Source organism: Lysinibacillus sp. KU-BSD001, assembly GCF_042920265.1.
In the GTDB taxonomy this organism is placed as follows: Bacteria; Bacillota; Bacilli; order Bacillales_A; family Planococcaceae; genus Lysinibacillus_B.
The window spans coordinates 252,848-274,963 of the sequence record NZ_JBDQZI010000004.1 but is presented as its reverse complement, the minus strand read 5'-3'; the positions used below and the strand labels follow the sequence as shown (position 1 = coordinate 274,963).

The window sequence follows — 22,116 nt, the reverse complement described above, 5'->3', positions numbered from 1 at the left end:
TAAAAAAGAAGTTGCCCGTAATGCAACACAAGCAGACATTGATAAATTTTTCGGATAGCACTCACATTTGTGGGTGCTTTTTTCGTATGTAAAGGATGTGAGTAAATGTCCAGAAAGAAAATACAGGGGATTACCATTGAACTTGATGGTGACTCCAGTCCTTTAAAAAAGGCACTTGGGGAAATTGACAAAGCGAGCGGTAAAACCACGAAAGAGCTTAGCCAGATTAATCGAGCACTGAAATTTGACGAGGGAAATACAACGTTACTGGCGCAAAAATTCGAAGTTTTACAAGAAGCAGTGCAAAATACTCAAAGACGTTTTGATGCATTAAAGCAAGCGCAAGTCGAAGTAGAAAGGCAGTTTGCAGCGGGTGAAATTGATGCTAGTTCCTATCGTGAATTTATTCGGGAGCTTGAAACGACAGAAAGTAAATTGAATTCCCTTAAGAGCCAAATGCAATCGGTGCAAGATTATCAAGATAATTTTGCTGCCAATACTAGAAATTTAGAACGTTTATTTTCGGTCACAGGCACATCTATTGATGATTTTGCAGATGCACTGGGCAACAACTTAGTAAATGCTATCAAAGAAGGTCGTGCAAGCGCCAGTCAATTAGATGATGCGTTTAATAAAATTGCTAAATCGGCTATTAGTGCAGAAGCAGACGTCAATGAAGTTAGAAAAGCGTTAAGTCGTTTGGATAGTGGTTCATCTATTGATGAAATCCGAACGGAATTAAATCGACTGGGTGAAAGTGCAAATGATGCTAGTAGAAACGTTGAAGAGTTAGGAAATCAACTAGGTAACTTGGCAATGGGGATAGGTGCAGGCTTAGGATTAGCAGATGTAATTGGGCAATCATTAAATCTTAGTGATCTAAATGCGAAGATTGATGTTACATTTAATGTTCCTGAATCTTCTAAAGCGTTCGTTAAAGATACACTCAAAGAGGTTGAAGCATTTGGTGTGGATGGGGAAGCTGCACTTGAGGGCTTGCGTAGACAGTGGTCTTTAAATAAAGATGCCTCAGATGAGATGAATGCTTCTGTAGTAAAAGGTGCAGCGGCAATTAGTAAGGCTTATGCGGGCATTGATTTTGTTGAGCTCGTTCAAGAAACAAATGAAATTGGTAAAGAGCTTGGGATTGCTGATGAGGAAGCGTTAAATCTGGTGAATGATTTATTGCGAATCAATTTCCCACCGGAACAGCTTGATATTATAAGTGAATATGGAAGCCAACTTCGTAGAGCTGGCTACGAGGCTGAACAAATAAAAGGTATTATGGCATCTGCTGTTTTAACAGGTACTTGGAATATTGACAATTTATTAGACGGGCTGAAGGAAGGGCGTATTCGTGCATCTGAAATGGGTATGGGTATTTCAGATGGAATGAAAGATGCAGTTAGACAGGCAGTTGGCAATGTAAAAAAGGCTTCTGATGAGCAAATTAACGCGATGCAAGAGTCATTTTCAAAACAAGAAAATGCTTTAAGTCGTTCATTGGAGAAAAGATATGATGCTATTTCTAAATCACATGAAAAACAGAAAAAGGAATTTTCTAAAGCCTTAGATGCTGATTACGATATTGCTCAAAAAGCTTATGATAAACAATACGAAGCTAAAGCTAAATCATTAGAGCAAGAATATGAAGCTGTTGCTGAAACATTAGAAAAGCAAAAAAGTGAACTAGATAAAGCTCTTGACGCTGAATTGAGAGCCTTTGAGAAAGCATCTAACGAAAAGATAGCTTTAATTGATAAAGAGTATATTGAAAAACTTAAATTAATCGATGAGGAGCGCTACAACCAGCTGAAATCCATCGACGCTCAAATTGATGCGCTGAATGCTCGTACTGAAGCTGAAGACAAGGCGATAAAGCAAAGAGAAGATGCTGAAAAACGCGCTGAATTGACACGTAAGATTCAGACTGCAAAGACAAATAAAGAGCGTGCAGAAGCGCAAAAGGCTTTGCAAGATTTTGAAGAAAAGTTAAGGATTGAAGCGATACGTGAGCAACGTAAAGCACAGATTGATGCGTTAAAAGAACAACAAGACGCAGTAAAAGAAGCAGCAGATAACCAAAAAGATGCATTAAAAACCGAAATCGATGAGCGAAAGGCAAAAGCGAAAGAGCAATCGGATATCGAAAAACAGATTTTAATAGATCGCCAACAGGCCGAAAAAGAAGCGTTAGCAAAATCCAATGCAGAAAGATTGAAAGCAATTAAAGAAAGCAACAGTGCTGAATTATCTTCTTTGAAAGAATTGCAAGCCAACAAACTGCAAACTTTACGAGAAGAACAGGCTGAGCGTCAAGAATTATTGAATGAACGTTTAAGCAATGAATTATCGGCAGTACAGGAAGCCCACAATGCGGAACTTGCATCATTTAAAGCGATGAATGATGAAAAAATAGAACTGGCAAAAAATCCACCAGATAGCGCAGCGGTACAAGCTATATTTAAGCAGTTAGAAGGTTGGGGAGTTGCAATTGCTAAAGGTGGCAAAGAAGGTACAAAAGCCTTTGAAGATATGACGCGTTGGTTAGATTCTATTGATAATGCCACATTGAAAAATGCATTGGGTGTTGAAATTTTTGGTACTATGTGGGAAGACCAAGGTGATAAAATTGTTCAATCTATTCTAGGTGCAGAAGAAGCTTTACGCATGTTCGAAAACGGTCAAATCGATGCTATCGAATTAGCAAATCAGTTAGGTGAAAATAGTGGTTTGTATCAATTAAAGAAAGCAGCTGGCGATTTAGTAATCGCGCTAGGGCCGTTATTAAATATAATCGCTGAAATCATTAAAGCTTTTGCCGGTTGGGTCTCTAAAAATCCTGAGATTGCTGGAATGATTCTGGCTTTAATAACTACTGTGGGAATTTTAGTTGGTGGTTTAGCAGCCATTGCGCCCATTGTTACAGCGGTTACATCCGTCATGGGTGCAGCAGGTGTAACATTTGGTGCTCTTGTAACACCTATCGGTTGGGTTGTTGCGGCAATTGGTGCGTTAATTGCCATTGTTGCTGTTTTAACTAAAGTGTGGAAGCCTCTTACTAAATTTTTTAAAGATTTATTTTCGGGAATTTTTAATATCTTTAAGTCAATCATTGGTGCTATCGTTTCATTTGTTTCTAGTTCATTTAAAAAAGTCGCCGATTTAATTCTTTCGGCATTTCAATCTTTGCCTGAAAAAATACGTGAAATTTTTAGAGCAATTGCTTCATTCATTAAGGCACCGATTAATTTCATCATCGAAATGGTGAACAAATTAATAAAAGGGTTGAACAAACTGCAGGTACCTGATTGGGTACCTGTTTTCGGTGGGAAAGGCATTAACATTCCGGAGATTCCTATGTTAGCGAAAGGTACTGACTATTTCCGAGGCGGTTATGCCATTGTAGGGGAGGAAGGACCCGAGCTTGTTGAAATGCCTACAGGAGCCAAAGTGAATACGGCTGACAAGACTGCCAATATGCTAGGTGGTGCACAAGAGATTGTTATTCCTGTCACTTTAACGGTAGATGGTAAGGTGTTGGCTCGTACTACCGCAAAGTATAACTCGCGTGAAATATATAATCATTCAAAATCACAACAAAGGGGAGGGCGTAGTCAATGAGTGGCTTCACATTTAACGGAGCACATAGTAAAAGTAAATATATTAAAGCAATTAAATCGGATCGTGTACTGGTCGCTGGACGTAAGCACTCAACGATTACCGTTCCTGCTAGCGATGAAGTGATTTTAATCCCAGATAAAACACGTTCCCCATTTACATTACCATTATCATGCCTTGTGGATATTCCACAGGGCATTTCTATTTTTGAGGTTGGCCGTATATGGGATACATGGCTAGGCACGGATAACTGGTCGCAGTTATTCTTTGATGATGATCCAGGTTATTACTATGAGGCTATTTGTATGACACAAATTAATGCTAGTGATTTTCGTGATAAAACCAAAAGTGAAGTAATAATTGAATTTTATTGCAAGCCTACTATGAAAGTGGTGGGAACATGACATATGTAGTTGATCTTGTTGATAAACAAACTTTATCTCCTGCGGGTACGGTCAATATCATCAATGAGCCTACACTAACAGAAGAAATTAATGCAGGCTATACATTTGAGTTAGAAGTGCACTATATGGCTAAAAATTCGTTAAATAATAACGTATTAATAGAAGTAGGTGAACAGTACTTTCAAATTGCAAAAGTAATAAAAGCGCGGAATGATAGTATTTCTTTGACTGTTCAGTGTGAACACGTGTCATATGAGTTAATCGATGAAATTGATATGACAGAAGAGTATGAAGATACAGCACACGGTATGCTAGCTTCTATTTTATCAGGAACGCGCTTCGCACTTGGTCCTTGTATAGTGACAGGTTCCCAATATTACAAGCCTTCTTCGACAGAAGTAAGGCAGCGTTTAATTGATATAGCCAACCTTTTTGGGGGTGAGCTTGTATTCGATAATTTTACTATTTCTCTTGTACAGCAAAGAGGTAGCAACAAGGGTTTAAAAGTGGAGTTAGGTGTAAATCTGCTTGGTGTAACGGAAGAAATGGACTATGTAGACAATACGACAGCATATGAATTGGATCTTGTCGATCTAGCAGAAGTAAACGGTTATGAGTTGGATTTTTCCAAAGCTGAAATTGGAGACACAATTCAAATTGTAGATAATGAGCTAGGCATTGATACAACAGAGCGTATTTTATCCATTCAAAGTAATCCATTTAAACCCCAGTTGCCAGTTGTAACTGTCGGGGATTATATCAGGGACTTAACGGAGTATTTTAAGCCAGAAGAAAAGGATGAAAAAGAAGAAAAGGATACTAAATCTTTATTTAAACAATTCAAAATCGGCGGTATCGATTTACTAGAAAAATCTACAGATGCTTCAAAAGATGTGATTGAGTATTTAAGTGATAAATACACAACAGGTGTAGAAGTAAGTACCACATACAACACATTAAAAGACCAGCTAACAGGAATTGTAGTTGAATTACAATCATCTTCGCAAAGACTTTCCATTGTGAGAACCACTGTTAACGATGTCGGTATCGAGCTCGCAACCATCACTGAAATTACCTCTCCTACACAACTTGCAAGTGTTGTTCTGAATAAAGAAGAAAGTATTGTAGCAGTTATCTCTCCACAGCCGTTACAAAGCTATTTAGATAACCCTAAACTGGCGGAAGGCGCTGAAATACATGCTATCGGCATTAAGGTCACATTTGCAGATGACGCAAGAACATTTTTTGAAACGTTTTCCGTTGGTGATGTGAGTGTGATTGGGTTAGAAAATAGCGATGCGACAGAAGTAATCGCTCAATATATTACGAATCCATCTCAATCACCAATTGCTGTTGCTGAAAAAGAAGTAGAAGATTTTCTCGTAGGTTTAAATGTAAAACCAGCAGAAGAATATAAAAAATGGTTTGTGACGCTGATCCACAGTAAAAACGATGGTCAGGGAAATTGGACACATACGACACACAGTATGCCGATTGCGAACTTTGCGTCATTTAAAGTGCCAAACAATGTACAAGATAGCGTCATTTTGGTTATATCCAATGAGCCGTGGGAAAATATCAAGAATGGCACAAGTAGCCCAAATGCTTACTATAAAGCGTTCGGTGCTACTTTTTTATTATTCGAAGCGCCTCCACCTGTATATGTTGCATCGGATTTTTTCACTAAATTAAATGTAGGCGATGTTGATATGTTGGATATTGTCAGCAATGAAACGGATGGCGTTATTCGCTATATAAAAGGTCAAATAACAGAAGTGATTGCAACATCTTTATACACGAACATCGAGCAGCTAACAGGGTTATTTGCTCAATTAAAAACTGAATATAAAAATCGTTATTTGACGTTATTTGACCATTCAAACGGCACTATGAAAGTGGTTGATTATTCTGCTACTGCTCAACTTTGGAAATATCCAGCGACTTTAGAAGGTTCGCGCTCTTTCGTTATCGTAATCACAGAAGAACCATTCTCAAATATAAACGCTACTAATGTTAAAAATAAATTTTTGGCTGCATTCGGGGCAAAAGTCGAAATTGATACTACTGAACCGATAACCGAAGAAAAATTGTATCTTGAATTTGGTACGGTTAATTTAGCCGATCAAATGCAACTTGTATTGAAAAATGGGCCATACGATGAGATTAAATCGATAACAACCGGGCTAACGTCCGATGCTGAAATAACTACAGATGTAACAATAAAAGCTAAACCAATCAAAAATGCAGAGGGCAAATACGAAACAATAGATTTAACAGCGACGAATGCAACAGCTACGGGAAAAGTGAATGCCCATGTTGTCTGCATGAAAGTTGAGGTGGTAAAAGGTGGCTAATGGTACTTTCGGTGGCGGTACAGGAACTGAATTAGATCCTTATTTAGTTGAGGATGCTATGGATTTAGATGCTGTACGTAACAACCTCGATGCATATTACAAACAAACAAAAGATATTGACTTGTCTGGTATATCTCATGTTCCAATAGGTTCTTACGCAGACGGTATTTATTTTAATGGTGGCTATGACGGTGACGTATATAAAATAAAAAATTATACCGTGTCTGGTCCATCCGCATCTGGAATATTTGGCGCTACAGGAGATGCCATAATCAAAAATGTCACAACGGAAAATGTCATAGTTGGTGAATGTGAATATGCATCTGCACTGATTGGATTTATGGGGAATAGCACAGATGTTATAATAGAAAATTGCAAAGTATTTGGTATAGAAGCATTGAATTTTGGCGGGTGGGCTATAGGTGGTTTAGTGGCATATGCTGAGGGAGCCGGAAATATCACATTCAAAAATTGCGAAGTATGGGATATGAACGTTACTTGTGAATGTGATACGGGGGGGATCTTAGGTGACGCTTGGTATGATTGGAGCGGTGAAGATAAGGTATTAACGCATCGTTTCGAAAAATGCAGAGTTGTGAATATTAGCGTTGTGAGTGATTCGAATGTAGGCGGTTTAGTTGCTTATGGTGAATATGTAGAAATAGAGCATTGTAGTGTTGAAAATGCGAATTTAGAAGCATTAGATTATGGAAATGTATCATGTTTAACCGGGTTCTGTTATAGAGCCAATGTAAAAAATGCCTTTGGAACAGGTAGCATTAAGAATAATTATACATTGCCTCAAAGAGGTTATAGTGGTGGTTTAATTTGTTGGGTTGGTGAAGCATGTACCGTTGAAAATGTTTACTTCGAAGGAACAATAACAACGATCATTGATGGGTGTGGAGCTATTATTGGTTCATTAGAGAACGAACACGTTACAGTTAAAAATGCCTTTTCGTACGTACAAGGAAATCCGACTTATGACTTTGTTTATCTTGAAGAAACAGGTTATTATGATGATAAAATTAATACGGGCACTTTCGATTTGGTAGATTGCTACTCTCTATACACCAACTCAGGTATTATGCAAGGTCAGCTAATCAATAATGAAGAACTTATCCAAAAAAAATCAACTTACGAGGCTGCTGGTTGGGATTTCAACAATGTTTGGAAAATCAACGAAGGTTCTTCTTTGCCTTATTTATTCGGCGGTAAATCGATAGGCTATTTAGAAGCGATGCCTCTCACCAGTATTACGGTGGTTAATTAAATTATTCAGAACGATTCTTAACTATATTGCTAAACGTTTGGGATTTTGAAGGATGCAAACAGAGCAAACACAGCGGTAGCTAGCGTTATTTTACTTTTGAAAGGTATTTATCATTCTCTTATCGAATGTAAGGTAGAAAGGGAAGGTGATAGAAGTGGAGAATAAAGAATTTATAGCTAAGCTCAACGAAAAAATGGATGAATACCAAAAACTTATTCAACTAAAAGAAAAAGAAGGTATATTAAAACCTAGCGCTAGTCGAACATACTCATATCATTCGAATAATTTCCTTCGTTGGTGCAGAGGAGAATTTATACCAGGTGAAAAAAATCAGGATAAATAATGTATGAAATATTACGTAGTAGAAACACAATAAAATGACAAATTTGTATGCCTTCCACACGATGTGGAGGGCTTTTATATTGAAAAAAAGGAAGGTGTCTTATGGAGAATAAAATTGCATTAGTAGCAGGGGTTGCGGGTGCTGTCATCTCATATATGTTTGATTGGGTAGGGGTTGCTGTTACAGCACTCCTATTTTTTATGCTTGCGGATTATGTAACGGGATTGATTGCTGCAGGTATTCAACGCGAACTCAATAGCCGAATTGGGCTAAATGGCTTTGCGCGTAAAATGTACATTTTAATCCTAATTGGTTCTATTTATGTACTTGAGTTTGTCGCTTTATACTATACGGACTTCGATATTTTCGGTGGTCATATTGGTGACGGTGCAGCGTTCGCTTACATCGCCATTGAGTTTATTTCCATCACTGAAAATGGTGTCAAAATGGGTGCACCAATGCCACCATATGTGAAAAACCTTTTAAAAATTGTACGTGATAAAGCCGGTCTCAATGAGGAGGAAGCGAAATGAGTTACGTATTTAAACAAGTATTTTTATCATCTAGCAAGCACAAATTGAAAAGTCCATATTCAATGACGCCTCAATTTATTACTGTGCATAACACAGCAAACGATGCTCCAGCAGCAAATGAGGTTGCATACCATAATCGAAATGACGACCAAGTGAGTTATCATGTGGCCATCGATGACAAAGAAGTGATCCAGTGCATCCCATTTAATCGTAATGCTTGGCATTGCGGTGATGGTGCTAATGGTACAGGAAACCGAAAGTCAATTGGTATTGAAATTTGTTACAGTAAATCAGGTGGCGAATGCTATAAACAAGCTGAAGAAAATGCCGTGCAATATATCGCGAAGTTACTTTACCAGTACGGATGGGGAATTGACCGTATCAAGAAGCATAAAGATTGGTCTGGTAAATATTGTCCACACCGAATTTTAGCGGAAGATCGTTGGGATTCCTTTAAAAATCGAATTCAAGTTGAATTAGATAAATTGAAGAATCCTAAAAAGGTAGCAATTTCAGGAGAATTAACTCTTAATGTAACTGCTCAAAAAGAGTTGCACTCAAATCGCGATAAACTGAAGAAACTAATTGCTGGTGCTTATAAGGAAGGTGTTTTCACTTCAGATCACACAAGTAAAGTCGATTTTTACACTGACGATGAATTAGCAAGCTATGCATTAATTTACGCCATTCGTAAAGTAGAATAAATAAGTACAAGCCCGTTATCACCAGTGATAGCGGACTTTAGGTGTTTATTCATATATATGGTCTGTATTTTGTAGATAGCTCCTTCTATTTTTTCTTTATTTGAACCTGCATTATTGTCTGAATCCTCGCGTGGCATGATGTATACAAGCCGTTTTTCGCCACGCGCCAATTTTAAAAAAGCAACAAAAAAGCAACAAAAAATCTGAAACTATCCGAATAAATATGAGAATCCAATCTTTGTACAAGTAGGAAAAAGCCTGTTATAATAGCATTTGCGAATAAATATGAAAGAAGGCGAAAGTATGAACGCTTATGAAGAATACATGCGTCAAGTAACGCAACCGATGCGTCGTGAATTAACGGATGCCGGTTTTACAGAACTAACAACACCAGATGAAGTCAATGAATTTATGGCAACGGCTAAAGGGGTATCACTAGTAGTCATTAACTCTGTATGTGGGTGTGCAGCCGGTTTAGCACGTCCAGCAGCACGTGAAGCAGTGGAAATGGTGAAGCCTGATAATTTAGTGACGGTATTTGCAGGGCAAGATCCAGAGGCAACTGCTACTATGCGTGCATTTTTTGAAGAAGTACCACCAAGCTCACCATCTATGGCGATTTTAAAAGGTGGGGAGCTCGCTTATTTTATCCCGCGTGAAAATATCGAAGGTTTCCCAATGGAGCAAATTCGCGACCATATTGCTGATGTATTAAAGCAAATATGTGCGGAGTAACCATTGTTACAACTGCTGGAAGACCCGATGAGCTGTCACAGCAACTTGCATATGTTGCTTGTGAGGAACTCGGTGTGCATTTTGAACCTCGAAAAAAACGCTCCGTAGCGAAAATGAGTCAAGATTATGATGCACATATGATCGTGGCAGGTAAAAATCGATATGAGTATTATCCGAAAGGTGCAGCCGCGCCTTTCTTTTTTCATCCGAACTCAGCAGCGTTTCGTTTAAAGCGATTAGCGCGGGGTGAGGAGGATCCAATGATTGAAGCATGTCACTTGCAAGCAGGCGATTCTTTTTTAGATTGTACATTAGGCATTGGAGCGGATAGCTTGGTCGCGGCTTTCGTCGTTGGAGAAGCCGGGCGAGTTGTCGGACTTGAGGCAAACCCGAATGTCGCTTTTATTGTGAAAAAGGGGATGCAGTCATATGATACAACGGAATTGCCGTTAACTGCGTGTATGCGAAATATTGAGGTCGTGTGCGGTGAAGCTGTCGCTTATTTAAAATCACTGGCGGACAATACATTTGATGTCGTTTATATGGACCCGATGTTTGAAGAAGTGATTGAGGAGTCAAATAATTTTGAGGCACTTCGTGGTGCAGGAGAGCACCTTTCGCTCTCAAAAGAATGGGTGAAGGAAGCCATTCGTGTGGCGAAAAAGCGTGTTGTCCTAAAGGCGCATTATAAATCGAAGTGGTTTGATGAATTTGGTTTTCGTCGTGATATTCGGTTAACCTCAAAATTTCACTATGGATTTATTGAAATCACATCATAAAGAAACTACTTGTCTAAATACTTTATGATGCATCCATTGTTGAGTAAAATTTGAAAATGATAGAACATGTTTTGAAAGACACGTCTCCGCTAAACGATGTAGAGATGTGTCTTTCTTACATGGGTAGCCATAAAAAATATTTATCGATAATAAAAATTAACTATAATAGGCTTCTGATAATAAAAAATCAGCGTCTCTTTATTAGAAATTCGAGAATATTCACTTCCACTCTATATATTTTCGTTTTTCACTGCCTTGGGTGAACGAAATAACTGAAATAATTGGTGTGTAAAGGCTATAATAGCGAGACAGCGAATGAAAAAATGGAGTAGAGACAAGCCTGAAAGTGCATGTAAATTGCCGATACTTTGGCTAATTGAATAGCTTAAAAATAGTATAGCTGCCATATAAAGAGTTGCTCTTACTATCTTCATACAAATTCCTCCTGACTCCCTATTATTTTTTTCTTTTTCACTTTTCCGTTCCAAGAGAAGTTTGTCCAAATGCGAAGAAGTATCTCGACCGGACCGCGATGAAATCGTTTTAAATAGGCTGTGCTTACATAACATTGTAGGATATAAACTACTAATCCAAATGCAATACCAAGCGTGACACCCATTTGCCCGTATAAACCTAAACCGTAGCCGTAAAATACAAATGTACAAATAACAGATTGCATTAAATAGTTAGTTAATGACAATTTTCCAACGCTCTCAAAAGCAAGCATGACTTTTGAAGTAGGCTTTATAGTGAAAATCCACATAAATAAAAATACATAACCAAGTGCTAAAATTTGCTGCCCAGCTATCACGGTTATATCTTTCAAAACATGATCAAATTGCCCGATGACTTTCAATGTTATTGCTAGTGGAATAAGGACTAATGCTAATCGGTAAACTTTCAATTTTGCTTGTACGTTTTCGAATAACTGCCATTTTGCAAATGCCATCCCAGTTAAGAAAAGAGGGGCATATAATAATGGGGAAACGAAAAGCATGATTAATATATATAAACCATCATCTTTCATGCCAGGTATTTCTGCATTTAAGCGAAAGTCGATAATTTCTCCATAGCTCCCTTCACTATAGACCTTTGTTTGTTCTATGTTATATGCTTTGATTTCAGCTTTTTCTCCAGGTGTTAACATATCCCCTCCGTACATCAGTGCACATGTAATGATAAAAAGGATACTTGCCCAAATAATCAGTGTCTTCGGTTTTCGATTAATAAAAATGAGTAAACAGAAAATCATCATCCCGTAAAACAGTAAAATATCGCCTTCCCAAATAAAAAAAGAATGGAGAAAGCCGAGTGTAAGTAAGCCAATGCCTCTTCTAATAATCGCCCATCGACTTTTTTTCCCTTTAGCACGAATCGATTCAATCATCTTAATAAGCGAAAAGCCAAACAATATCGTAAAGATCGGCATAAAAGATCCTTCAATGATCACTTTCAGGCTGTAATATGAAACAGTATCAAGTGAGGATAGATTTTCTAGCATGTCTTTGCCATACATCCCATATTGGAAAATTAATAGATTGGCCATCAAAATGCCAAATAAGCTAAACCCTCTTAATGCATCAACGGCCTTGACACGTGTAACTACCATTGCATAACCACTTCCTTATCGTTATTCTAATATTAGAATAACTGGAAATTCTTATGTAAACTTAATGTATACCTTAAAGTAATCTTAAAAGTAGGTGATTGTATATGGATACAGTAAATATTGCAGTACTAGAAGACGAAGTGGCAATTGCCCAAATGATTGAAATTATATTAAAAAAAGAAGGTTTTACTAATATTGATATATTCCATACGTGCGAGGAGATGAAGCAAAAACTAAATCGGCCCTATGATTTCTTTTTGTTAGATATTATGTTACCAGACGGTAGTGGGCTTGAAATGGCCCAGCAAATTCGTGAAGGAAGCGAGGCACCGATTTTCTTTTTAACGGCGAAAACGACAGATGCCGATAAACTAATTGGTTTTATGAATGGGGCGGATGATTATATTACAAAGCCGTTTAATCCGCTAGAGCTTGTAGCACGGTTAAAGGTGCAGCTAACCCGTTATTTAAAGCAACATCGTAAAAACGGCGCGAACGATATTTATAAAAATGATTTCTTTACGTTTAACTATGCAGCAGCGGAGCTAACGGTAGGGGATATAACAGAGCTAATGACGGGGCGTCTGTATCATTTACTCAAATATTTGTGTGAAAACGAAGGACAAGTGCTTTCGAAAGAACAGATTTACGAGCGTGTATGGGGCGATACGTACTTCGATGATAATACGGTCATGGTTCATATTCGAAAGCTCCGCGAAAAAATTGAAAAAAATCCAGGTAAGCCTAAATGTTTAGTGACCGTTCGAGGCATTGGTTATAAGCTAGTCGGTGAGGATAATATATGAAACTCACTTCATCACGTAGACTAACGTTCCAATTTATTGCGCATTTCATTGTGTTTTATTTAATTTTAGTAGCAAGTATTGTGTATAGTATTGTTATTTTTTTATTGATCATTAATAAGGAAGTCGGGCTCAATGTGCATTCAAAAGTAGCATTTGAGTTTGAAGGAATTGTTGAGAACGATAAGTTACCAAAAGAGCTGCATCATTTAGCTGAGGAAAACTTAGGTCAGTTTTATTTATTAAATGATCATTTGGACGTGCTCGATTATACAGGGGCATCGTGTGAAATTTGTACGTATAGTGATGAGGAATTGCTAAATTTAGAGGCACAAGGAATGCAAAAATGGCAGGCAGACGGCTATACTTTTTTATTTCTTTATAAGTCCTTACCGCAGGAGATTTTAGAAACGGTATTAACGATGTGGCATCCGTCAGCACCGTTAACGGATCAGGCTAAGGCATACTTGAAAACACAACAGGCAGCAGTCGATGTATATGATAAACAATGGGATAGAATTTTAACATGGGGGGCTTCCAAGAAGTCGCTTAGCAAGGCGGATTTACTGGACGAAAATTATGAAATTTTTGAAATGAAAGAGCTAACGCAAAGTAAAAAGGTTGGCGACGTCACCGTTGTAATTCGAATCGATAATCCACAGTACCAACCATTCGATCAACCATTTACAAAAGCTTTACTTACTTTACTCGTATCATTTGTCATCACGCATGTATTGTTAATTGTTGGAGTTGTATTGTTTTCGTTAAGTATTGCTAGGAAATTTGTGCATCCAATTATCTATGTAATTGAGCGTATTCAACGACTTGCGAGTTTTAATTATGACAAGCCAAACAATACAAAGCTGTACGACCAATCAATCGGAAAGCTAAAAAGAAAATACCGGTTATATGAACCTGTCGATGCTTCATTAGATCATTTATCGCAACGTCTTGTGTCGAATGAACGGCAAATTCAACATGTGCAACAATTGCGAGATGAATGGATAACAGGATTATCCCATGATTTAAAAACCCCTTTAAGTTCCATTCTTGGCTATTCGGCAATGCTTGCTTCGAAAGAGTATGAATGGTCAAAAGAAGAGGTGCAAGCTTTTGCGGAGACGATGGAAGAGAAAGCGAACTATATGGATGCTTTAATTAAAGATTTAACATATACGTATCAGCTGAAAAATAGAGCGATTACCCTAGCTAAGGAAACGTTTGATGTGAGGGATTTATTATCAGGGCAGCAATCGCCGCGTATACAAGTAGAAATGAAGGAAGATGTAACGGTCTATGCCGATCCCCTTGCATTGAAACGCATTTTAGATAATTTACTATGTAATGCATTGCAGTATACCCCAGAAGACAAAGACGTTAAACTGCATGTGACAGATACAAAAACATATACAATGTTTACGATTACAGATCAAGGTGAAGGCATTCCACAAGAGAAGCTTGATAATTTATTTGAACGTTATTACCGAGGGACAAATACGACAACAAATACAGCAGGAACGGGGCTAGGTCTAGCGATTACAAAGCAATTAATTGACCTCCATCATGGAGAAATCTCCGTGAAATCGAGTAGAAAAGGAACGCGTTTTACGATACAACTACCGAAAAATATATCGGGCTAAGTGTAAATACAAGCAATTATATGATAACTATGTTATAATGATTTTATGCTATTATAGGTGGCAAAGTTTATAAATTGGCATTCTGACTAGTTGTTTTTGTTGAAGCTTATTCACACTGGCGCTAGCTTAAGAGCTGCAAGGACGTAGTAGAGGTAGGGACTGCGTTGCTTAAGTTGTAGAAAGTAATAGTAGAATTTTACCGCGGTTAAATACAGAAAGACGTGTCTTTCTAAATAATAAAATTCCCCGGATGATCGGGTTGAGACATGACATTTATGAAACTAAGCTATCTATTAAATACTAGAGGGGTGCCTTCGAAAAGAGGGTGCCCCTTGTCTAATTTCCATATAAAAAAATCGCTCGGGTATCCGAACGATTTTTTTTAAAAGTTAGTAAAAGGTAACAGGTGAAAAGACATGATTTCACATTAAGTTATACCAGCAATTTAAGAAAGTATTTAAAACTGTATTAGTAACATCATATTTTTTGTTATGCCGTTCACTAAAGTATCTTTTATCAAACTTAAGAATAGGCTTTATAATTAAAGTTGCTCTTCCCACAACCAAATTGGCTGCTGGAGAACGATGGATGTAAGATTACGGTTAATTCTTTTTGAATTTACCGTCATCTCGTTACTAAGAACGATTACTGTTAATTCCTCGTCTTTTAGCCGTGTAATATAATGCCGGAAACCACTTGGGTATCCTCCTGAATGTCCAACTGCTTTTTCCCCCATGACATCTTGAGTAAACCATCCATATCCATATTGATACGGAAACTTTTTAGCGTGGGTCATACTCATCAGTTCTGCTGTTTCTTTGCTTATCAATACATGATTATGCAAGGCTCTGTCAAACAGTTCTAAATCTTCAACTGTAGAAATGATATCCCCAGCTGCATATGCTGCAGAATTATGTATTAAGGGTCCGACTTTCCCCTCTATATGTCCTTCTGCTTTCGGTATATCAGCCGGAACTGTAAACATAGAATTAAACATGTTGCACGGTTCAAAAATATGCTCTTCTATATAATTTGCATATGACTGTCCGCTAACTTTTTCAATAATAAGTCCTAACATTACATAACCAGTATTACTATAACTAAAGCTTTTACCTGGGGTAAACTCTAGTTCAGAATCGCTAACCGTATTTACAATATCATTTGGATTCCATTCTTTGCTGTAGTCAAATTCGAAATTCTCCTTTAAATAATCCGAAATTCCCGAGCTATGGCTTAGTAGATGGCTTATTGTAATAGTCTCTCCATTCGGAAAGTCTGGAAAGTATTGTGAAATTGGATTATCTAAGTTTAGAAGTTCCTTTTCTACTAGTTGCATGACTGCTACTGCAGTGAATGTTTTAGATAATGAAGCAACCTGATAGAGCGTGCTTGGGCTATTAGGTAAATCAGTGGCTGCCAATCCGTAGCCTTTTGTAAATAAAACTTCCCCTTCCTTTGCAATTAGGACGGTTCCCTGAAATTTTTCATTTGTTAAATATTGATCGATTTTTTCAGAAACGCTTCCAGATAAATTACTATGGTTATTACGTCCAAATAATAGCAAAGCTACTATAGACATGAGTACAATAACAAGAATAGTAATAGAGAAAATCTTTAAGAATTTTTTCATATTTACACCTCACAATCTATTTATTTCCATTTTATTGAACACTCCCTATTATAAGTCGTAATTATACACAAAACATTAAAATGAAAAAATACCAATTTTTTTATTATCTTTAAATTAGTAACATTATTTTTATTCCATATCAGAGGTGTTCATTATATAAATATTAGGAGATAATAAGCGTGCTATTTTAGTCGAATGGTTAATAAAAGGGACTTGCTCGTTGATTGGAGCGAAGGCGACTCGACTGCGGCAGGAAAAGCACGAGCTGAAAATCCATTTCTTTCGGCACTCACCGAAAGAAATTTATTGAAGCAGTGCCTGCGGAAAGCGAGTCAGCCGTAGCGGAAATCAACGTATTCCCAGATGCCCATCAGCTGCATGATGAGCCGAGAGTGTTTTTTACATTTATTCCTCAATTAGTTCTAATAAATCACTTTATCACATTATATAAAATGACAATGGAACGTAGACGTCTTTATGTTTTTGTCAACGAAATGTAGTCAAAAGCCAATCAAATGGCAGTGATGAATGGACGTGTAACACCTTCATATTTAGATTGGTAACTGCGTAAAGTGAGGAGAGATACTGAACAATGAAAAATCGTACACATGAGCAAAGCGTATGTTGGGCGATACATTTTTAATTACGAAAGTTATTGCTAGATTGGAGGTAAGATAATGCTAGTAAAAGTTAGTGAGTGGCGTGCTTTATCTACACGTAATAAGTTGTTGCTACTCAGAGCAGTAGCGAACAAATAATTAGAAATCAGGGAGAAATATATGAAGCAATTAACAGAGCAATTGAAATCATTAGTAAGCACATGTCATTGTCCGAGAAAATGAATAGTACAGTAGACAAATTACATGATGATTCAACTGAATTATTTGATGTGGTAAATGTAAAAGTGGTAGCTGTAAGTGAGGAAAATAAAAAAGCCGATGCGCCAATATCGAATAAAGCAATAAATTGTAAGTAAATAGTTATAAAATGAATAGGGGGTAGTAGGCATCCACAATTATGTGGGTGCTTTAATTTATTTGCTCAAATTAAGTTATGAAGATTTTTAGATTTTTATGGTAATGTTATTAAGTATACATAAAGGAGGTACTCTATTGTTTAAACATGTTTCAAAATTTCAAATGGTATCATCTTTTGTTATGGCTCTTCTAGGCCTTTCACAAGCATTTAATCACTGGGGAGAAAGGACATTTTTATCTTTATTCTTTTTTAGTGGTAGTATTTTCCTTTTAATTCTTACGATTATGGCTCTGATTGATTATAGGAAACGACAAATGTCTAAAGACTGAAGAGTTTTAAAAGGTTTCTTTACAATGTGTGGGTAATAATGGAAAAAAGGTTGAAGCAATTGACCTCAAACTAGGTATTTGTTCATCTCTATAAACATATCCACCAAAGCGTTATTTTTAGCCCAAGCAGTCCCGAAATCATACATTTATATGCTTTATTATCATATTTCCTAAAAAACAGAAAAACCCCTAGAAACATTGTTAAGTCAACGTTCTAAGGGCTTTTAGTGGTGTTTTATGCAAAGCGAAAGTATTAGTCAGTGAAACATAATGAAGTTAAGTAACCTAACATTAAAAATAAACCTAAACCGATAACAACTGTTGCACTCATTTTAAAACCTCCTTTAAGTAAAAAAAAACATATAAGTCCATAGACATTGTACAATGAATACGAAAAAGATGAAACCTTTTCAATTATCATTCGTATAAATAAGTATAGAATGAATATGGAAATATGTACATAAACGGACGGTGAAAATTATGAAAAAATGGTTACAAAAAGGACTCATGATTTCCGTGGCGCTCCTTACATTTGGGATTATTGCGCCGAATCATGCAATATGGAATCAATCAGACCAAGATGATGGCAAAGTTCGCTCACATGAACCGAGTGCCAATGATCTTACGGCCACTATTCAACTAGATCAAATTTATATTGAAGAAGAAACCGATGTTTTAGACCTGGAAACGGTTGGACAAACATTCAAATCTGCTGCAAAAGAACAGGCATACATAAAATTTGGCACGCGTATTGCCCCAGTAATCGGCGATGAATTTGAAACGCGTATCTTTCCGAAAATTGAGGAAGCGATTGACTTTACATTGGCACGTCTAGATGACGATACAATGCGTTCTCTTACTATTACAGAAAAACCGAGTGGCAATTACTCAGAGAAAATCTTTCACATTAAAAACACAGCTAGCAAGGAAGATGTTATTCGCTTCCATGTACGGACGGAAAACCGACTGGATGCAGGCTACTATTATAATTTCCACTACCACACATTTGAAGATGCTTTCGTCACACACTACGATTTAGGCGAAATATACTGGAGCAAAAACACACCGCCGAAGTGGTTATCTTAATATATTAGGGTTTAGGGGCTATCTGTTAAAGATTAGCCCCATTTTCAATAGGGTGGTCAAAAGTGTCGACAATTTTTATTTTCCATTTTCCTCAGTATATTTCCGTATGTTGTCTCAATCATTTCTAGTGTATTTCCTAATTATGCGGCAATCGCTTTAACTGGCACGTTAAATAATTCTTTTAAATATAGAAGGAATGGTGAATAAGGAAGGTTGTAAAATGCGTAATCAAACTAAGGTGGGAATTTGTTATGAAATCCAGTGGAAAATAGTTCTTTTTATGTAGATTATGTGAAATACATAAAGTTACAAGGAATGTGAACGATATACTTTTATAGATGGACAGAGGAGGACGAAACAACATTGAATAAAAAATTACTTTTCACAGTCGCAGCGATCCCAGCAGCATTTATTGTACCAGCAGTAGCGGGGGCAGAAGAATTAGCTCCGATTTCGATTACAGGAGATGCCGTTGTAAATAAAACACTGACAGCATCCATTACCGGATTACCAGCAGGTACGATCATAAATGGCTATCAATGGTATTATGTTGAAACATCAGAAGCTGATGGTACAACAACGAAAAAACCAATCTCAGGTGCTACACAAGCCACTTTTAAAGTGCCAATTGAAGCGGCGGGGAAAACAATTACAGTTGAAGCGACATCAACATCAGAAACGGTTTATAAAGGGGATTTACGTGTAGTTAGTTCATTATCACTTGCTATTGCGGCACCCACTTTTGAAGGCTATTCAGCTTCTACGTTTGTAGCGCCAGGAGAAACAGTAAAAGTATCAGGAGCGAAAGTAACTGATCATGCCGGGGCTGATTTACAAAGTAGCCAAATTACATATAGCTATGAGTGGTTTTATAAAGTAGGAGAGGTATTCACAATTATCAATAATGCGTCAGATGCTACTTATACAATTCCTAAAGATGCAATCGAAAAAGGTATGATCAATATTGCTGTCAAAGTAACAGCCAAGGCAGGGACATCCGTTGTGGTGTCAGATCTTTCAGATGTGTTAACAGTATCTAATGAACCGTCGAATACATTAATTGATTCTATCAAAACTTTACGTGTAAGCGATGTTAAATATAATGTGACAGATTTTGAAGCATTTAAAGCTGAAGTGAAGGCATTAGATAGTCAATATCAAGCTTTATCGGCCACTGCAAAGGCAAATGTCACAAATTATGATGTACTTAAGCGAGCACTTGCTGATGTAGAGGCTATAAGTGCGCTAAATGACAAAGTGAATAAAGCGGGCGAAGTTGTTGAGAAAGATAAGCCAAAATATTTAAAGGATATCGAAGAGGCATACGATAAGCTTGATTTATTACAACGTAGCTTAGATGTAGGGGATACGTTATTTAATAGTATTAAGGACATCTTGCAAGCACCTACGGATATTGCAGATATTGCAGAAGTTAGAAGAATCAATCAAGCAATTACCGCATTATTAAAATACGATAATTTCTTAATTCAGTACGAAGCGGATAGCATGGAGTCATTAAAAGCGCAAATCGAAGTTATTGAGGCGGATATTGAAAAGGTATCTAAAAATTACCAATCTGCTGTACAAGATCAAACGTTAAAAGATGCAATGCAAGATATTAAAAAAATTGAACAATTTATCAAAAGCTTCGATAAATTATCAACAAGTAATACACCAAACAAACAAGTAACAGTTGTAAAATCAATACGAGCTGCTTATGAAAAACTAACATACAAGCAACAACAGCTAGTGCCAGCAGAATATATTGCTAAATTGCTTGATGCAGAAAATGCGGAAGAAAATCAAATTAATAATTTAAATACTGAAATTGCGAGCTATCTTGATGACGATATATACCCGATTAATCCGACAGCACAAACATGGCAAATGCATGTGACGAATGTGAACCGTATGATCTCAGAGTATAAAACTTTAACGAAAACTTCGGCGACTAAAATTGTTGGCTATGAAGGCATGACCCAGTTACAAAAAGATTTAAAGACAGCTGAGAAGGTCATTAAACAAATTGAAGCGTATATGTCACTTTCCAATACGAGTGGTGTGAAAGAAAGTAAACTAAAATCGAGCTATAGCAGTGCTTTAAATGCTTATAATAAACTAACAAGTTTACAGCAATCCCTTGTTTATAATGAAGATCAGTTATTAAATAATCCACCAAATGTGACGGTTGATAATAATGGGAAAGAGCCAACTGATAAAGCGGCAGCAGAAACGCTAAAAGCTAATATCGCAAAGTTTGCTGACATAACAAAATATTCGTTCACAGAATTAGAAACAGCAGTAAATACAGCAACAACAGCCTATAAAAACCTTTCATCTACTGCACGAAAATATGTAACGAACTACCATTTGTTAACGGCTGCTAGTAAAGATGTGAAGAGTGTCGTATCTTTCCATAAGAAAGTACAGGCTGCGCGTGAAGAAATGAACGTTGAAAAGCAAGCGAAAAAAATTGAATCTGTAGAAAAGGCGTATGCCAAATTGCCAGCAAATCAGCAGCATTTAGCTAAACCACAATTTGAAGCCCTATTAGACAATCGTCTTGTCGATGAAAATGCACCAGACATTTCAACGTTAATAAATAAAATCGATGGACTTGTCGTAAATGGTCTATACACAGCTACGGTAGCAGACATTAAGCAACTTTCTGAACAATATAGTAGCCTTAGCTCCAGCGACAAAAAGCGGGTCAAGAATGCTACCATTTTAAAAACAGCAGAAGCAGATGTGAAAAAAGTAGAGTCATTTATGAAGCAGTATGATAAATCGTTTGCTAGTAATCCAACAACAGTCATGAAGGCATTTGCTAAGCTAACTGCCAAGCAAATGAGTTTAGTGAGTGAAGCTGTTCGTGAAAAGATTATTGCTGCAGAACAAGGGCAACAAGGGTCTAATGAGACGGCATTTAGTATTGTGGAATCCATCAATTCACTTCTTCAAGGTGGCGTATACAAGGCAGACTTGCAAGCCGAAGTATCGAACATTCGAGCAGCCTATGACAAGCTGAGTACTTCTGAAAAGAGCATCGTGAAAAACTACTCGAAGCTAACACAGGCTGAGGCAGATTTAAAAAAGGTAGCAGAGGTACATGCCTTATATGAAGCTATTCCAGCAGAAAACGGTGATACAGCCCGCAAAGCGTGGCAAACAGCTTTTGCGAAACTGTCGAAAAAATTAGAGTTACTTTATATGGATATGTATAAAGAAGATAAATAAGGGTGTAACCAAAAAAAGCTAACATCCAGTAAAGATGCTAGCCATGGACTGTAGATAA

17 protein-coding genes are annotated in these 22,116 nt (G+C 37.1%); 14 read left to right on the top strand and 3 right to left on the bottom strand.

The genetic code is table 11. The annotated features are described in order from the left end of the window. Positions 1-105: 105 nt before the first annotated feature. From AAGS61_RS08520 to AAGS61_RS08480, 9 genes are all read left to right on the top strand, one after another. Positions 106-3,624: a tape measure protein gene (locus AAGS61_RS08520; RefSeq protein ID WP_391370094.1), complete on the top strand. Its 3,519-nt coding sequence runs from the start codon at positions 106-108 to the stop codon at positions 3,622-3,624. After that, positions 3,621-4,025 (top strand): distal tail protein Dit, encoded by a 405-nt coding sequence (locus AAGS61_RS08515; RefSeq protein ID WP_391370091.1) that lies wholly within the window; start codon positions 3,621-3,623, stop codon positions 4,023-4,025. Before AAGS61_RS08520 ends, AAGS61_RS08515 begins: the two co-directional genes overlap by 4 nt. Beyond that, a complete protein-coding gene (locus AAGS61_RS08510) occupies positions 4,022-6,379 on the top strand; it encodes a phage tail protein (protein WP_391370088.1) in 2,358 nt (785 codons plus the stop codon). Before AAGS61_RS08515 ends, AAGS61_RS08510 begins: the two co-directional genes overlap by 4 nt. Beyond that, positions 6,372-7,652 (top strand): GLUG motif-containing protein, encoded by a 1,281-nt coding sequence (locus tag AAGS61_RS08505; protein ID WP_391370085.1) that lies wholly within the window; start codon positions 6,372-6,374, stop codon positions 7,650-7,652. Before AAGS61_RS08510 ends, AAGS61_RS08505 begins: the two co-directional genes overlap by 8 nt. Positions 7,653-7,806: 154 nt before the next feature. Next, a complete protein-coding gene (locus tag AAGS61_RS08500) occupies positions 7,807-7,995 on the top strand; it encodes a hypothetical protein (RefSeq protein ID WP_391370082.1) in 189 nt (62 codons plus the stop codon). A 101-nt stretch (positions 7,996-8,096) separates the two neighbouring features. Continuing rightward, complete coding sequence (locus tag AAGS61_RS08495; RefSeq protein ID WP_391370080.1) at positions 8,097-8,528, top strand: phage holin family protein; 432 nt, start codon at positions 8,097-8,099, stop codon at positions 8,526-8,528. Then, positions 8,525-9,232 carry a peptidoglycan recognition protein family protein gene (locus AAGS61_RS08490; protein WP_391370077.1) on the top strand — a complete coding sequence of 236 codons (708 nt, stop codon included), beginning with the start codon at positions 8,525-8,527 and terminating at the stop codon, positions 9,230-9,232. Before AAGS61_RS08495 ends, AAGS61_RS08490 begins: the two co-directional genes overlap by 4 nt. Before the next feature lie 303 nt (positions 9,233-9,535). Continuing rightward, on the top strand, positions 9,536-9,967 hold the full coding sequence (locus AAGS61_RS08485; RefSeq protein ID WP_391370074.1) for a BrxA/BrxB family bacilliredoxin: 432 nt from the start codon (positions 9,536-9,538) through the stop codon (positions 9,965-9,967). Further along, entirely contained in the window at positions 9,955-10,746 is a 792-nt protein-coding gene (locus AAGS61_RS08480; protein WP_391370071.1) for a class I SAM-dependent methyltransferase, read from the top strand. Before AAGS61_RS08485 ends, AAGS61_RS08480 begins: the two co-directional genes overlap by 13 nt. A 230-nt stretch (positions 10,747-10,976) precedes the next feature. On the opposite strand, the gene AAGS61_RS08475 is transcribed toward AAGS61_RS08480, so the two are convergent. Together AAGS61_RS08475 and AAGS61_RS08470 are read right to left on the bottom strand one after the other, a co-directional pair. Beyond that, positions 10,977-11,180 (bottom strand): hypothetical protein, encoded by a 204-nt coding sequence (locus AAGS61_RS08475; RefSeq protein ID WP_391370068.1) that lies wholly within the window; start codon positions 11,178-11,180, stop codon positions 10,977-10,979. After that, complete coding sequence (locus tag AAGS61_RS08470) at positions 11,177-12,355, bottom strand: DUF418 domain-containing protein (protein WP_391370065.1); 1,179 nt, start codon at positions 12,353-12,355, stop codon at positions 11,177-11,179. The genes AAGS61_RS08475 and AAGS61_RS08470 overlap by 4 nt, the downstream gene beginning before the upstream one ends. Before the next feature lie 104 nt (positions 12,356-12,459). Here AAGS61_RS08470 and AAGS61_RS08465 point away from each other — a divergent pair, with 104 nt between their 5' ends. Together AAGS61_RS08465 and AAGS61_RS08460 are read left to right on the top strand one after the other, a co-directional pair. Next, the gene (locus AAGS61_RS08465; protein ID WP_391370062.1) at positions 12,460-13,161 is read left to right on the top strand and encodes a response regulator transcription factor; all 702 of its coding nucleotides are present in this window, start codon (positions 12,460-12,462) and stop codon (positions 13,159-13,161) included. Next, positions 13,158-14,798, top strand: a complete 1,641-nt coding sequence (locus tag AAGS61_RS08460) for a sensor histidine kinase (RefSeq protein ID WP_391370059.1) — start codon at positions 13,158-13,160, stop codon at positions 14,796-14,798. Before AAGS61_RS08465 ends, AAGS61_RS08460 begins: the two co-directional genes overlap by 4 nt. A 541-nt stretch (positions 14,799-15,339) precedes the next feature. On the opposite strand, the gene AAGS61_RS08455 is transcribed toward AAGS61_RS08460, so the two are convergent. After that, positions 15,340-16,428: a serine hydrolase domain-containing protein gene (locus AAGS61_RS08455; protein ID WP_391370057.1), complete on the bottom strand. Its 1,089-nt coding sequence runs from the start codon at positions 16,426-16,428 to the stop codon at positions 15,340-15,342. A gap of 1,112 nt (positions 16,429-17,540) precedes the next feature. Between AAGS61_RS08455 and AAGS61_RS08450 the strand changes: the two genes are divergently transcribed. From AAGS61_RS08450 to AAGS61_RS08440, 3 genes are all read left to right on the top strand, one after another. Beyond that, complete coding sequence (locus tag AAGS61_RS08450) at positions 17,541-17,735, top strand: hypothetical protein (RefSeq protein WP_391370054.1); 195 nt, start codon at positions 17,541-17,543, stop codon at positions 17,733-17,735. Between the two features lie 480 nt (positions 17,736-18,215). Further along, positions 18,216-18,821, top strand: a complete 606-nt coding sequence (locus AAGS61_RS08445; protein ID WP_391370051.1) for a YpjP family protein — start codon at positions 18,216-18,218, stop codon at positions 18,819-18,821. A gap of 363 nt (positions 18,822-19,184) precedes the next feature. After that, positions 19,185-22,058 carry a hypothetical protein gene (locus AAGS61_RS08440; RefSeq protein WP_391370049.1) on the top strand — a complete coding sequence of 958 codons (2,874 nt, stop codon included), beginning with the start codon at positions 19,185-19,187 and terminating at the stop codon, positions 22,056-22,058. Positions 22,059-22,116: the final 58 nt, after the last annotated feature.

Excerpts from the sequence above, each read along its gene's own strand:
- AAGS61_RS08510 (WP_391370088.1), top strand. The coding sequence starts at position 4,022 with ATGACATATGTAGTTGATCTTGTTGATAAACAAACTTTATCTCCTGCG.
- AAGS61_RS08465 (WP_391370062.1), top strand. The coding sequence starts at position 12,460 with ATGGATACAGTAAATATTGCAGTACTAGAAGACGAAGTGGCAATTGCC.
- AAGS61_RS08475 (WP_391370068.1), bottom strand. The coding sequence starts at position 11,180 with ATGAAGATAGTAAGAGCAACTCTTTATATGGCAGCTATACTATTTTTA.
- AAGS61_RS08480 (WP_391370071.1), top strand. The coding sequence starts at position 9,955 with ATGTGCGGAGTAACCATTGTTACAACTGCTGGAAGACCCGATGAGCTG.
- AAGS61_RS08490 (WP_391370077.1), top strand. The coding sequence starts at position 8,525 with ATGAGTTACGTATTTAAACAAGTATTTTTATCATCTAGCAAGCACAAA.
- AAGS61_RS08515 (WP_391370091.1), top strand. The coding sequence starts at position 3,621 with ATGAGTGGCTTCACATTTAACGGAGCACATAGTAAAAGTAAATATATT.
- AAGS61_RS08485 (WP_391370074.1), top strand. The coding sequence starts at position 9,536 with ATGAACGCTTATGAAGAATACATGCGTCAAGTAACGCAACCGATGCGT.
- AAGS61_RS08470 (WP_391370065.1), bottom strand. The coding sequence starts at position 12,355 with ATGGTAGTTACACGTGTCAAGGCCGTTGATGCATTAAGAGGGTTTAGC.
- AAGS61_RS08455 (WP_391370057.1), bottom strand. The coding sequence starts at position 16,428 with ATGAAAAAATTCTTAAAGATTTTCTCTATTACTATTCTTGTTATTGTA.
- AAGS61_RS08445 (WP_391370051.1), top strand. The coding sequence starts at position 18,216 with ATGAAAAAATGGTTACAAAAAGGACTCATGATTTCCGTGGCGCTCCTT.
- AAGS61_RS08520 (WP_391370094.1), top strand. The coding sequence starts at position 106 with ATGTCCAGAAAGAAAATACAGGGGATTACCATTGAACTTGATGGTGAC.
- AAGS61_RS08495 (WP_391370080.1), top strand. The coding sequence starts at position 8,097 with ATGGAGAATAAAATTGCATTAGTAGCAGGGGTTGCGGGTGCTGTCATC.
- AAGS61_RS08460 (WP_391370059.1), top strand. The coding sequence starts at position 13,158 with ATGAAACTCACTTCATCACGTAGACTAACGTTCCAATTTATTGCGCAT.